The organism is Streptomyces laculatispora (assembly GCF_017353455.1).
GTDB classification, from domain to species: domain Bacteria; phylum Actinomycetota; class Actinomycetes; order Streptomycetales; family Streptomycetaceae; genus Streptomyces; species Streptomyces laculatispora.
In genome coordinates this window covers 1-11,575 of sequence record NZ_JAFMPZ010000230.1, presented here as the reverse complement: position 1 = coordinate 11,575, position 11,575 = coordinate 1, and the positions used below count along the sequence as shown (strand labels likewise).

General features: G+C 73.9%; 14 protein-coding genes and 1 pseudogene. 14 read left to right on the top strand and 1 reads right to left on the bottom strand.

Annotated features, from left to right (window positions below):
• The 6 genes from J1C73_RS13060 to J1C73_RS13035 all read left to right on the top strand — a co-directional run.
• Positions 1–1,090: NAD(P)H-hydrate dehydratase (locus tag J1C73_RS13060; protein ID WP_207316516.1), on the top strand; the 1,090-nt coding region annotated here is incomplete at its 5' end.
• 43 nt (positions 1,091–1,133) lie between these two features.
• On the top strand, positions 1,134–1,520 hold the full coding sequence (locus J1C73_RS13055; protein WP_207316515.1) for a DUF488 domain-containing protein: 387 nt from the start codon (positions 1,134–1,136) through the stop codon (positions 1,518–1,520).
• 106 nt (positions 1,521–1,626) lie between these two features.
• Positions 1,627–2,793, top strand: a complete 1,167-nt coding sequence (gene alr, locus J1C73_RS13050; protein WP_207316514.1) for an alanine racemase — start codon at positions 1,627–1,629, stop codon at positions 2,791–2,793.
• 121 nt (positions 2,794–2,914) lie between these two features.
• Complete coding sequence (locus J1C73_RS13045) at positions 2,915–4,165, top strand: alpha/beta fold hydrolase (protein WP_207316513.1); 1,251 nt, start codon at positions 2,915–2,917, stop codon at positions 4,163–4,165.
• Positions 4,134–4,712 carry a tRNA (adenosine(37)-N6)-threonylcarbamoyltransferase complex ATPase subunit type 1 TsaE gene (gene tsaE / locus J1C73_RS13040; protein ID WP_123461097.1) on the top strand — a complete coding sequence of 193 codons (579 nt, stop codon included), beginning with the start codon at positions 4,134–4,136 and terminating at the stop codon, positions 4,710–4,712. Before J1C73_RS13045 ends, tsaE begins: the two co-directional genes overlap by 32 nt.
• 149 nt (positions 4,713–4,861) lie before the next feature.
• Positions 4,862–5,035, top strand: a complete 174-nt coding sequence (locus J1C73_RS13035) for a hypothetical protein (protein ID WP_207316519.1) — start codon at positions 4,862–4,864, stop codon at positions 5,033–5,035.
• Between the two features lie 77 nt (positions 5,036–5,112).
• Here J1C73_RS13035 and J1C73_RS13030 read toward each other — a convergent pair whose 3' ends face one another.
• Positions 5,113–5,649 carry a L,D-transpeptidase gene (locus J1C73_RS13030; RefSeq protein ID WP_207316518.1) on the bottom strand — a complete coding sequence of 179 codons (537 nt, stop codon included), beginning with the start codon at positions 5,647–5,649 and terminating at the stop codon, positions 5,113–5,115.
• A gap of 183 nt (positions 5,650–5,832) precedes the next feature.
• Here J1C73_RS13030 and tsaB point away from each other — a divergent pair, with 183 nt between their 5' ends.
• The 8 genes and pseudogenes from tsaB (at position 5,833) to J1C73_RS12990 (ending at position 11,397) form a co-directional block, all read left to right on the top strand.
• Positions 5,833–6,480, top strand: a complete 648-nt coding sequence (tsaB, locus tag J1C73_RS13025) for a tRNA (adenosine(37)-N6)-threonylcarbamoyltransferase complex dimerization subunit type 1 TsaB (protein WP_207316517.1) — start codon at positions 5,833–5,835, stop codon at positions 6,478–6,480.
• Positions 6,477–6,995, top strand: a complete 519-nt coding sequence (rimI, locus tag J1C73_RS13020; RefSeq protein WP_123461100.1) for a ribosomal protein S18-alanine N-acetyltransferase — start codon at positions 6,477–6,479, stop codon at positions 6,993–6,995. Before tsaB ends, rimI begins: the two co-directional genes overlap by 4 nt.
• Positions 6,995–8,098: a tRNA (adenosine(37)-N6)-threonylcarbamoyltransferase complex transferase subunit TsaD gene (gene tsaD / locus J1C73_RS13015; RefSeq protein ID WP_207316512.1), complete on the top strand. Its 1,104-nt coding sequence runs from the start codon at positions 6,995–6,997 to the stop codon at positions 8,096–8,098. Before rimI ends, tsaD begins: the two co-directional genes overlap by 1 nt.
• Positions 8,095–8,373 (top strand): hypothetical protein, encoded by a 279-nt coding sequence (locus J1C73_RS13010; RefSeq protein ID WP_123461102.1) that lies wholly within the window; start codon positions 8,095–8,097, stop codon positions 8,371–8,373. The genes tsaD and J1C73_RS13010 overlap by 4 nt, the downstream gene beginning before the upstream one ends.
• 13 nt (positions 8,374–8,386) lie before the next feature.
• Positions 8,387–9,142: pseudogene (locus tag J1C73_RS13005) on the top strand (MFS transporter); the annotation flags it as partial.
• 41 nt (positions 9,143–9,183) lie between these two features.
• A complete protein-coding gene (locus J1C73_RS13000) occupies positions 9,184–9,540 on the top strand; it encodes a YciI family protein (RefSeq protein ID WP_207316511.1) in 357 nt (118 codons plus the stop codon).
• Between the two features lie 68 nt (positions 9,541–9,608).
• Positions 9,609–10,862 (top strand): RNA polymerase sigma factor, encoded by a 1,254-nt coding sequence (locus tag J1C73_RS12995; RefSeq protein ID WP_207316510.1) that lies wholly within the window; start codon positions 9,609–9,611, stop codon positions 10,860–10,862.
• A gap of 64 nt (positions 10,863–10,926) precedes the next feature.
• Positions 10,927–11,397, top strand: coding sequence for a VOC family protein (locus J1C73_RS12990; RefSeq protein WP_123461105.1), 471 nt, complete (start codon positions 10,927–10,929; stop codon positions 11,395–11,397).
• The last annotated feature ends 178 nt before the right edge of the window (positions 11,398–11,575 follow it).

Genomic DNA, 11,575 nt, shown 5'->3' with positions numbered 1-11,575 from the left:
CGGCATCACCGGCATCGGCGGGCGCGGCGGGCTGCGTCCGGCGGCGGCCGCGCTGGTGGAGCGGTACGCGGCACACGGGGCGCCCGTCGTCGCCGTCGATCTGCCCAGCGGCGTCGAGGCCGACACCGGCGAGGTGCGGGGGGACGCGGTCCGCGCGGACGCGACCGTCACGTTCGGGGCGTACAAGCCGGGGCTCCTCATCGACCCGGCCGCCGAACGGGCGGGGGCGCTGCACCTCGTGGACATCGGGCTCGGCGCCGAACTGCCGGACGTGCCCGATCTGGAGGCGCTCCAGTACGCGGACGTGGCCGCGCTGCTGCCCGTACCGGGCGCCGGGAGCGACAAGTACCGGCGCGGTGTCCTCGGCATCGTCGCCGGGTCGGCGCGCTATCCGGGGGCGGCGGTACTGGCCGTCTCCGGGGCGTTGCGCGGCGGGGCCGGTGCGGTGCGGTACGTCGGCCCGGGGGCGGACGCGGTCATCGCTCGGCATCCGGAGACCCTGGTCCACGCGGGCCCGCCGTCGAAGGCCGGGCGGGTGCAGGCCTGGGTCGTCGGGCCGGGGCTCGGCGACGGCTCGGAGGCCGTCGAGGCGGTCTGCGACGTGCTGGCCGCCGACGTCCCGGTGCTGGTCGACGCGGACGGGCTGCGGCTGCTGGACGCCGCCGTCGTACGGGCGCGCACCGCCCCCACCGTCCTCACCCCGCACGCCGGGGAGGCCGCCGCGCTGCTCGGCGTCCCCCGCGAGGAGGTCGAGGCCGGGCGGCTCGACGCCGTACGCGAACTCGCCTCCCGCTTCCGCGCGACGGTCCTGCTCAAGGGCTCGACGACGCTCGTCGCCACCGATGACCCGCACACCCCCGTGCGGGTGAACCCGACCGGCACCTCCTGGCTGGCCACCGCGGGCAGCGGCGACGTCCTGTCCGGGCTGACCGGCTCCCTGCTCGCCGCCGGCCTCGCCCCCCGCGACGCCGCGTCCGTCGGCGCCCACCTCCACGGCCTCGCGGCCCGGCACGCCTCCGACGGCTCCCCGGTCGCCGCACAGGACGTCGCGGAGGCGATCCGGGCGGCCTGGCGGGACGTACGGGCCTGAGTGATGCTGGGGCAGGGGGACAGCCCTGAGGGAGTGATCGGTCGTGGGCAGCAGCAGTGACGTGCGGGTACGCCGGGTGTACGACCCGCGCGAGGACGGCGACGGCACCCGCGTCCTGGTCGACCGGCTCTGGCCGCGCGGGGTCGCCAAGGGGCGCGCCGCGATCGACAAGTGGCTCAAGGACCTCACCCCGTCGAACGAGCTGCGCTCCTGGTACCACGAGGACCGCTCCGGCACCCGCTACGACGACTTCGTCGACCGCTACCGCGCGGAACTGGCCGACCCCGCGCACACCGCGGCCGTCGGCGAACTCGTCGCGCTGGTCCGCGACGGCGGCCCGGTGACGCTGGTCACGGCGGTCAAGGACGTCCCGCACAGCCATGTACCGGTCCTCGTCGAGCATCTGGAACACGAGCTGCACCACGGCTGACGGGACCGCCCCCGCCCCCGCCGCCGCTCCCGTGCGACGGAGCGGCGCGCCCTGCCGCGACCGGTGCCCGGGGGCCGTGCCGCACGGCTCTGAGACACTGGGCGCGATGAACGAGACAGCGTCCTTGAGAGCCCGTGCCGAGATCGACCTCGCCGCACTCCGCGCCAACGTGCGCGTTCTGCGTGCCCGGGCGTCCGGCGCGCAGCTCATGGCCGTGGTCAAGTCCGACGCGTACGGACACGGCGCGGTGCCCTGTGCCCGTGCCGCGCTCGAAGCCGGCGCCACCTGGCTGGGCACCGCCACCCCGCAGGAGGCGCTCGCCCTGCGCGCGGCAGGGCTCGGCGGCCGGGTGATGTGCTGGCTGTGGACGCCCGGCGGGCCCTGGCGCGAGGCGATCGAGGCCGATGTCGATGTCTCGGTGAGCGGCATGTGGGCGCTGCGCGAGGTCACCGCGGCGGCCACCGGGGCGGGCCGCCCCGCCCGTGTCCAGCTCAAGGCCGACACCGGCCTCGGCCGCAACGGCTGCCAGCCCGCCGACTGGCCCGAACTGGTCGCCGCCGCCCGCGCCGCCGAGGAGGCGGGCACCGTCCGGATCACCGGCCTCTGGTCCCACTTCGCCTGCGCGGACGAGCCCGGACACCCCTCCATCGCCGCCCAGCTGGACGTGTTCCGCGAGATGGTGGCGTACGCCGAGAAGGCCGGTGCCGAGCCCGAGGTGCGGCACATCGCCAACTCCCCGGCGACGCTGACCGTCCCCGAGTCGCACTTCGACCTGGTGCGGACCGGGATCGCCATGTACGGCATCTCGCCCAGCCCCGAGCTGGGCACCCCGGCCGACTTCGGACTGCGTCCGGTGATGACGCTGGTCGCGTCGGTCGCCCTGGTCAAGCAGGTGCCGGCCGGGCACGGCATCAGCTACGGGCACCACTACACGACATCCCGGGAGACCACGCTCGGCCTGGTGCCGGTGGGGTACGCGGACGGCATCCCGCGCCATGCCTCGGGCCGCGGCCCGGTGCTGGTCGGCGGCGTCCGGCGGACGGTCGCGGGCCGGGTGGCCATGGACCAGTTCGTCGTCGACCTCGCCGGGGACGTGGTCGAGGAGGGCAGCGACGCCGTGCTGTTCGGCCCGGGGGACCGGGGCGAGCCGAGCGCCGAGGACTGGGCGCGGGCGGCGGACACGATCGCGTACGAGATCGTCACCAGGATCGGCGGCCGGGTGCCACGCGTCTACCGGGACGGGACAGCGGACGGCAAGTCGGCCGGGTCCTGACCGAGGAAGCCTTTCTGACCGGGCACGATCTGAGCATGATCGGAAGACCGGACCGGACCGTACCGGCTCCGACCGGACCGGCCCTGACCTGACGGACACGACCCACGAGGAGCGCGGCACGGTGAGCGAGATCAGCGCGGGGGACGCGACGGCGACGGCCGCTTCGACGGTCGGCTGGCGCCGGGCGGGGATCGCCGGGGCCGCCATAGGTGTGATCGCGGCGGGCGCGGCGGCCGGTGTCGCGGTCGAGCGGCTGACGGTCGGCCGCGGGATGCGGAGGCGGGCCCGGCTGGCGCTGGACGCCACCGGACCGTACGGCTCGCTGCGCGGGCTGCCGGGCCGGGCCGCGGCCGACGACGGCACCGAGCTGTACTACGAGACCGACGAGATCGAACCCGGCGGCGGCACCGGCACGGGCGGTACGCCCCCCGGCACCGCGGCCGGTCCGCGCAGGCAGCGGCTCTTCGGGCGCAAGGCCCCCGCCCCCGTCACGGTCGTCTTCAGCCACGGCTACTGCCTCAGCCAGGACTCCTGGCACTTCCAGCGCGCCGCCCTGCGCGGCCTCGTGCGCACGGTCCACTGGGACCATCGCAGCCACGGCCGCTCGGAGCGCGGCCGGGCGCAGGCGCAGGGCGTCCACGTCGGCATCGACCAGCTCGGCCGCGACCTGAAGGCCGTGATCGACGCGGCCGCGCCCGAGGGCCCGCTGGTGCTGGTCGGGCACTCCATGGGCGGCATGACGATCATGGCGCTCGCCGACCAGTACCCGGCCCTGTTCCGCGACCGGGTCGCCGCCGTCGCCTTCATCGGGACGTCGAGCGGGAAGCTCGGCGAGGTCAGCTTCGGGCTGCCGGTGGCGGGCGTGAACGCGGTACGGCGGGTGCTGCCCGGGGTGCTGAAGGCGCTCGGCTCGCAGCCGGAGTTGGTGGAGCGGGGCAGGCGGGCGACCGCGGATCTGTTCGCGGGGCTGATCAAGCGGTACTCGTTCGGTTCGCGGGACGTGGACCCGGCGGTCGAGCGGTTCGCCGAGCGGCTCATCGAGTCCACACCGATCGATGTGGTCGCGGAGTTCTACCCGGCCTTCACCGAGTACGACAAGAGCGCCGCGCTGCCCCAGTTCCACGAGGTCCCGGTGCTGATCCTGGCGGGCGACAAGGACCTGGTGACGCCCAGCTCGCACAGCGAGGCGATCGCGGACGAGCTGCCCGACGCGGAGCTGGTCATCGTGCCGGACGCCGGGCACCTGGTGATGCTGGAGCACCCGGAGACGGTGACGGACCGGCTGGCCGACCTGCTGGTGAGGGCGGGAGCCGTGACGGAATCCTCTAACGTTGGCGGGCATGGAAGCACCGCACAACAGCCCGGCGGCTGAGGTCGCCGAAGGCACCGCGCCGGGCACCGTCACCGTGAACCTGGCCGTCGAGTCCCCTGAACAGATGCGGGCCCTGGGCCGCCGGATCGCCGGTGTGCTGCGCCCCGGCGACCTCGTGATGCTCACCGGCGAGCTCGGCGCCGGCAAGACGACCCTGACCCGCGGCCTCGGCGAGGGCCTGGGGGTGCGCGGCGCCGTCACGTCCCCCACGTTCGTGATCGCCCGCGTCCACCCGGCGCTCGGCGACGGCCCGGCGCTGGTCCATGTCGACGCCTACCGCCTGGGCGGCGGGCTCGACGAGATGGAGGACCTGGACCTCGATGTGTCGCTGCCGGACTCGGTGGTGGTCGTCGAGTGGGGCGACGGCAAGGTCGAGGAGCTCTCGGAGGACCGGCTCCAGGTGTTGATCGACCGCGCGGTCGGCGACACGGACGACGAACGGCGCGCGGTGACGCTGGTGGGCGTGGGCGCACGCTGGGCGGAACTGGGGCTCGCGCCGTGGACCCCGTGGGTGGTGGACGGGGACGACGGGCCCGGTGAGGCCTGAGGAACTCCCGAGGCCGTGACCCGCGGCCCACTTTCCGACACGGTGTCGGCAAATTGTTGCGCGGGGCGGGGCGGGCGTGGTGACATGGAGGGCGAGAGCAGGTTAGGTCTGCCTAACCGTGCCTTCCACCGGAGCCCCAGGAGGCGTCCATGCCTACATCCGAGCGTGAAGTGCAGCCGCCGCGGGCGGTATCGATGCAGGATCTGCTGGCCGCGGGGGCGGCGGCCGACGCCGTGTCCACCCCGCCGTGCGGAGTGCGTCCGCGGACGCCCGCGGAACCCGCACCGCGGGAGGACGCGGTCCCGGACCCCGAGCACGCCTGAGGAAGCCCGCAAGCGCCGGGAGCGGCCTCGTTACGCGCCCGGGAGAGCGTGGACCATGGATGGTCCAGCAGGCGGACCTAGCGGACCACGACGACCTTCGTGCCGACCGTGGCGAACGTCCACACCGCGTTGCCGTCCGCACGGGACATCCGTACGCCGCCCGCCTTCAGCGTCGGGTCCGGGCTCTCCATCGAGCCGTCCTGCGCGGCGCTGAAGCCGATGGACACGTCGTTGGTCGTCGCGAACCGCACCACGTGCTCGATCGGCACCCCGTCGGAGCCGGTGACGATGCCGGAGCGTGAGGTGACCTCGTAGGTACCCGGAAGCGCGCTCACCGCACTCGGCGTGACCCTGAAGGTCCGCGTCGGCTTGTTCTCCGCGCCGACCAGCCACACCCGCCGGTCGTCCAGCGCGTACACCACCCGCATCCCCGCGCCCGAGGAGGCCGGAACCGCGAACGGGTCCTTCCTGCCCTTCGGCTCGGGGTGGCCCGTCGCGGCGGGCGAACTGCTGGACGCCTCCGGCTTGGGGGCGAGGGTGGCGGGGGCGTTCGCCGATGCCTGGTAGGCCAGGAACCCGATCGCGACGACAGCCGCCGCGGTGAGCGCGGCCACGATTCCCGAGCTGACCCTTGCCACGCGCGCGCCTCTTTCGCCGTTGGTAGTCGTACAGGCGTTTACACGTACTCCGCGTATGTCCGGTGACGGTAGCAGCCGTGACCTCCGCTGCCGGGACGCCGTACAGGGCGCGGTTGCCCCGCGCCGGAGCCGTAGGCTGTTTGCGTGCTCTTGCTCGCTATGGATACCGCCACCCCCGCCGTCACCGTCGCCCTGCACGACGGGACCCGTGTCGTCACCGAGTCCGGTCAGGTCGACGCCCGGAGGCACGGGGAGCTGCTGCTGCCCGCCGTCGACCGGGTCCTCGCCGCTGCCGGGGTGAAACTCGACGCCGTGACGGACGTGGTCGTCGGCGTCGGCCCCGGCCCGTACACCGGACTGCGGGTCGGCCTGGTGACGGCCGCGACGTTCGGGTCGGTGCTGTCCGTGCCCGTGCACGGAGTGTGCACCCTGGACGGTCTCGCGTACGCCGCCGGACAGGCCGGCATCGAGGGACCCTTCGCCGTCGCGACGGACGCCCGCCGCAAGGAGGTCTACTGGGCGCGGTACGAGGACCCCCGCACCCGGACCGGTGAACCCGCGGTCGACCGGCCCGCCGACATCGCCGCGCAGCTCGCCGGGGTCCCCGTGGTCGGCGCGGGCGCGGTGCTCTACCCCGACGCGTTCCCGGACGCGCGCGGCCCCGAGCACGTCGCGGCCGGCGCCCTGGCCGCCCTCGCCGCCGAACGCCTGGCCGCGGGCGCCGACATGCTGGCGCCGCAGCCGCTCTACCTCCGCAGGCCCGACGCGCAGGTCCCGAAGAACTACAAGGTGGTCACGCCGAAGTGACCACCGCGACCGCTGTACTGCGCGAGATGCGCTGGTGGGACATCGACCCGGTGCTCGACCTCGAACACGAGCTGTTCCCGGACGACGCCTGGTCACCCGGCATGTTCTGGTCCGAGCTGGCGCACGCCCGCGGCCCGCAGGCCACCCGCCGCTACGTGGTCGCCGAGGACCCGGTCACCGGCCGGATCGTCGGGTACGCGGGACTGGCAGCGGCCGGTGACCTCGCCGACGTCCAGACGATCGCCGTCTCCCGCGGCCACTGGGGCGGCGGCCTCGGCTCCGAGCTGCTGACCGATCTGCTGAAGCACGCCACGGCCTTCGAGTGCGCCGAGGTGCTCCTGGAGGTCCGGGTCGACAACACCCGGGCGCAGAAGCTGTACGAGCGCTTCGGCTTCGAACCGATCGGCTTCCGCCGCGGCTACTACCAGCCGGGCAATATCGACGCGCTCGTCATGCGCCTGCACGTACACGAAGAAGACGTACAGGCGCCCGTACAAGAGACAGAGACTGACTGATGGCTGACGAACCGCTCGTACTCGGCATCGAGACCTCCTGCGACGAGACCGGCGTCGGCATCGTCCGCGGGACGACGCTGCTCGCCGACGCCGTCGCGTCCAGTGTCGACACGCACGCGCGCTTCGGCGGCGTCGTCCCGGAGATCGCCTCCCGCGCGCATCTGGAGGCGATGGTCCCGACCATCGAGCGCGCGCTGAAGGAGGCCGGGGTCAGCGGCCGTGACCTCGACGGCATCTCCGTCACCGCCGGTCCGGGACTCGCGGGCGCCCTGCTCGTCGGCGTCTCGGCGGCGAAGGCGTACGCGTACGCGCTGAACAAGCCGCTCTACGGGGTGAACCACCTGGCCTCGCACATCTGCGTCGACCAGCTGGAGCACGGTCCGCTGCCCGAGCCGACCATGGCGCTGCTCGTCAGCGGCGGGCACTCCTCGCTGCTGCTGGCGCCGGACATCACCAACGACGTACGGCCGCTGGGCGCGACCATCGACGACGCGGCGGGCGAGGCCTTCGACAAGATCGCCCGGGTGCTGCACCTCGGTTTCCCCGGCGGCCCGGTCATCGACCGCCTCGCGAGGGAGGGCGACCCGAAGGCCATCGCGTTCCCGCGCGGTCTGAGCGGCTCGCGCGACCCCGCGTACGACTTCTCCTTCTCCGGCCTGAAGACCTCCGTCGCCCGCTGGATCGAGGCGAAGCGCGCGGCGGGCGAGGAGGTGCCGGTACGGGACGTGGCGGCGTCCTTCCAGGAGGCCGTGGTGGACGTGCTCACCCGCAAGGCCGTCCGCGCCTGCAAGGACGAGGGCGTCGACCACCTGATGATCGGCGGCGGAGTCGCGGCCAACTCGCGGCTGCGGGCACTCGCCCAGGAGCGCTGCGAGCGGGCCGGCATCCGGCTGCGGGTGCCGCGGCCGGGGCTGTGCACCGACAACGGGGCGATGGTCGCGGCGCTGGGCGCGGAGATGGTGGCCCGCAACCGGCCGGCCTCGGACCTGGAGCTGTCGGCCGACTCCTCGCTGCCGGTCACCGAGACGCACGTACCGGGCAGCGCCCACGCCCACACGCACGATCACGTGCACGAGATCAGCAAGGACAACCTCTACTCGTGAGCGCCGGGACCATCGCATTGATGTGGGAGGCCCGCGCCACCGAGGGCCGGGGCGCGGAGCTGCTGGAGTGGGCGCGCGCCCGTGCGGGCGAGCTGGCGCGGCCGCCGCTGCGCAGCGAGCTGCTGCGCGCCCCGCAGGACCGGGTCCTGGTCGTCACCTGGTGGGAGGGCGCGTACGGCGACGAGCTGCCGGAGCTGCCCGAACCGGACGCGGGGATCGTCACCCGGCCGGTGCACCGCTGGCGCTTCGAGTCCCTCGGGTCAGCAGGCCGGTGATGATCGCGTCGAGTTCGTGGCCGTCGAACTGCGGGCCGCGTCGCCGCTGCTGCGGCCCGGCCTGCTGCGGGGGCGGCCGGTCCTGACGGCGAACCTGTTCTGCCTGCTGCTCAGCTCGGGGCAGTTCGCCGCGTTCTACTTCGTCTCGCTCTGCCTCCAGCAGGTGTTCGGCTACGGACCGACCGCGGCCGGAGCCGCCTTCCTGCCGTTCTGCGTGGGCGTCGTCGCCGGTTCGGTGATCGCCACCCGTACGGTCGCCAGGCTCGGCACCCGGCGGCTGCTGGCGACCGGCGGCGTGCTCGCCGCGCTCGGCATCGCGGGCTTCGCGGCCACCGCGCGGGCGGACGGCACCTTCCTCACCTCGATCCTCGGTCCGTCCCTGGTCGCCGCCGTCGGCATCGGCATGTGCTTCGTACCGCTCGGCACCGCGGCCACCACCGATGTCGTGCCCGGGGAGACCGGCATGGCCTCGGGTCTGCTGAACAGCTCCCGGCAGGTGGGCGGCTCGCTCGGACTCGCGGTCCTGGTGACGGTCGCCGCGCAGGTCACCGGGGGAGCGGCGGGCCGGGACGAACTGGTCCGGGGCTATGCGGCGGCCTTCTGGGTCGCCGCCGGACTGCTCGCGCTGGCGGCCCTGGCGGCGCTGGTGCTGCTCCCGGGCGACCGGGGAACCGGACCGGGAACCGTTCCGGTGGCCGGTCCGGAGAATTCTCAGAAGAATTCCGCGGGAGGTGTCGATCCGGCCGTGGCCCGTTCGACGCAGGGGTGAGAGCCGGGGAAAGCCCCCGCCCTCCCGACCGAGGAGTCACCATGCCGCGCTTCATGTCACTCATCCGCATCGACGAACAGGCCGCCGCCGGATTCGAGCCCGACCCGGGCCTGGAGAAGCGGATGGGCGCCCTGTTCGAGGAGATCACCAACGCCGGGGTGATGCTGGAGACGGCCGGTCTCGCCCCGACCTCCCAGGCCACCCGCGTCCACTGGTCCGGGGGCAGGCTCAGCTGCACCGACGGCCCCTTCACCGAGACCAAGGAGGTCGTCGGCGGATACGCCATCCTCCAGTGCAAGGACAAGGAGGAGGCGCTGGAGTGGACCAGGCGGTTCCTGCGGATCCACCCGGAGAGCTGGAGCGTCACCTCCGAGGTCCGCGCCATCGACGAAGGCTGAGCAGCAGCACTCGCACACCGGCCCGGCGCGCTTGCCGGGGTCCGGTGCGGCTGCTCTGATGGGTGGCCGTGACGGCAGCGAACGCGGTTGAGACGGTGTTCAGGATCGAGTCCGCGCGGATCATCGCCGGTGTCGCCCGGATCGTGCGGGACGTGGGCATCGCCGAGGAGCTCGCGCAGGACGCCCTGGTCGCCGCGCTGGAGCAGTGGCCGGAGTCGGGTGTCCCGGACAATCCGGGAGCCTGGCTCATGGCCACCGCCAAGCACCGCGCCATCGACCTCGTACGCCGCCGCGAGACGTACGCCCGCAAGCTGTCCGCGATGGGCCGCGACCTGGACGGGGCGGGCCACGCCCCGGAGCCGGGACCGGCCGATCCGGACGACATCGACGACGACCTGCTGCGGCTGATCTTCACCTCCTGCCATCCGGTGCTCTCCACCGAGGCCCGGATCGCCCTCACCCTGCGGCTGCTGGGCGGCCTCACCACCGAGGAGATCGCCCGCGCCTTCCTCACCTCCGAGCCGACCGTCGCCCAGCGGATCGTCCGGGCCAAACGGACGCTCGGCCGGGCCGGCGTCCCCTTCGAGGTGCCGTACGGACCCGAGCGCGCCGCCCGGCTCGGCTCCGTGCTCGAAGTGATCTACCTCGTCTTCAACGAGGGCTACGCCGCGACCGCCGGGGACGACTGGCTGCGCCCGGCGCTCTGCGAGGACGCCCTGCGGCTGGCCCGGGTGCTGGCCGGCCTGATGCCGCAGGAGCCCGAGGCGCACGGACTGGCCGCGCTGCTGGAGCTCCAGGCCTCGCGCACCGCCGCCAGGACCGGACCGGACGGCGCGCCGGTGCTGCTCGCGGACCAGAACCGGGCCCGCTGGGACCGGCTGCTGATCCGCCGCGGCTTCGCGGCCCTGCTCCGGGCGAGTGAAACGGCGAGCGGGACGGCGGGGCAGGCGCTGGGCCCGTACGCCCTGCAGGCCGCGATCGTCGCCTGCCACGCACGGGCGGCGCGGTACGAGGACACCGACTGGGCCGCCATCACGGCGCTCTACGACCGCCTCGCCGCCCTGACCCCGTCGCCGGTCGTCGAGCTCAACCGTGCCGTCGCCGTCTCCATGGCCGAGGGCCCGGCGGCCGGTCTGGTCCTGGTCGACGCCCTGGCCGCGGACCCCGCGCTCAAGGGCTACCACTTGCTGCCGAGCGTCCGCGGGGATCTGCTGGTGAGGATGGGGCGTACGGACGAGGCGCGCGCCGAGTTCGTACGAGCGGCGGAGCTGACCCGGAACGAACGGGAGCGGGCGATGCTGCTGGACCGGGCCGGCCGATGAGTTCCGGGCCCGCGACCGGTCTACCCCGTACGACCATCCGCACCACCGCGTGAGGAGAAGGACCATGCAGAAGATCACCACGTTCCTGTGGTTCGACCACGACCAGGCCGAGGAGGCCGCGGACCACTACATCTCGGTGATCGGCGGCGACTCCCGCGTCCTGGACGTGACCCGCTGGACCCCGTCGTCACCCGGCGAGGCGGGCGCCGTGATGACCGTGCGGTTCCAACTGGCGGGCACCGAGTACATCGCGTTCAACGGTGGCCCCGAGTTCCCCTTCAGCGAGGCGGTCTCCCTCTCCGTCGACTGCGCGTCGCAGGAGGAGGCGGACGAGCTGTGGGACAGGCTCACCGCGGACGGCGGACAGGAGAGCCAGTGCGGCTGGCTCAAGGACAGGTTCGGCGTCTCCTGGCAGATCATCCCGCCCGGCCTCGGCGATGCCCTGACCGACCCGGACCCGGACAAGGCGGCCCGCGCCATGAAGGCGATGCTCGGCATGAAGCGGCTCGACATCGAGGCCCTGCGCAACGCCTGAACCGCCGCCCCCGCGAACGGCGGCCGGCGACGGCCGCCGTTCGCGGGCGGCCCGGACGTACCGCACTCGGTAGGGTCTCGCCCATGTCCCGCCGTTCAGCGCTTCCCCCGCCACCGCCGCCCGTTGAGATACGCGCCTGGCCCGACCGGGGAGCGCTGCTCGCCGACCGGGCCCTGAT

What these genes read in the sequence shown, in the direction of transcription:
- tsaE (WP_123461097.1), top strand. Translation starts at nt 4,134, where the DNA reads ATGGAAGCACCGCACAACAGCCCGGCGGCTGAGGTCGCCGAAGGCACC.
- tsaB (WP_207316517.1), top strand. Translation starts at nt 5,833, where the DNA reads ATGGATACCGCCACCCCCGCCGTCACCGTCGCCCTGCACGACGGGACC.
- tsaD (WP_207316512.1), top strand. Translation starts at nt 6,995, where the DNA reads ATGGCTGACGAACCGCTCGTACTCGGCATCGAGACCTCCTGCGACGAG.
- alr (WP_207316514.1), top strand. Translation starts at nt 1,627, where the DNA reads ATGAACGAGACAGCGTCCTTGAGAGCCCGTGCCGAGATCGACCTCGCC.
- J1C73_RS12990 (WP_123461105.1), top strand. Translation starts at nt 10,927, where the DNA reads ATGCAGAAGATCACCACGTTCCTGTGGTTCGACCACGACCAGGCCGAG.
- J1C73_RS13000 (WP_207316511.1), top strand. Translation starts at nt 9,184, where the DNA reads ATGCCGCGCTTCATGTCACTCATCCGCATCGACGAACAGGCCGCCGCC.
- J1C73_RS13035 (WP_207316519.1), top strand. Translation starts at nt 4,862, where the DNA reads ATGCCTACATCCGAGCGTGAAGTGCAGCCGCCGCGGGCGGTATCGATG.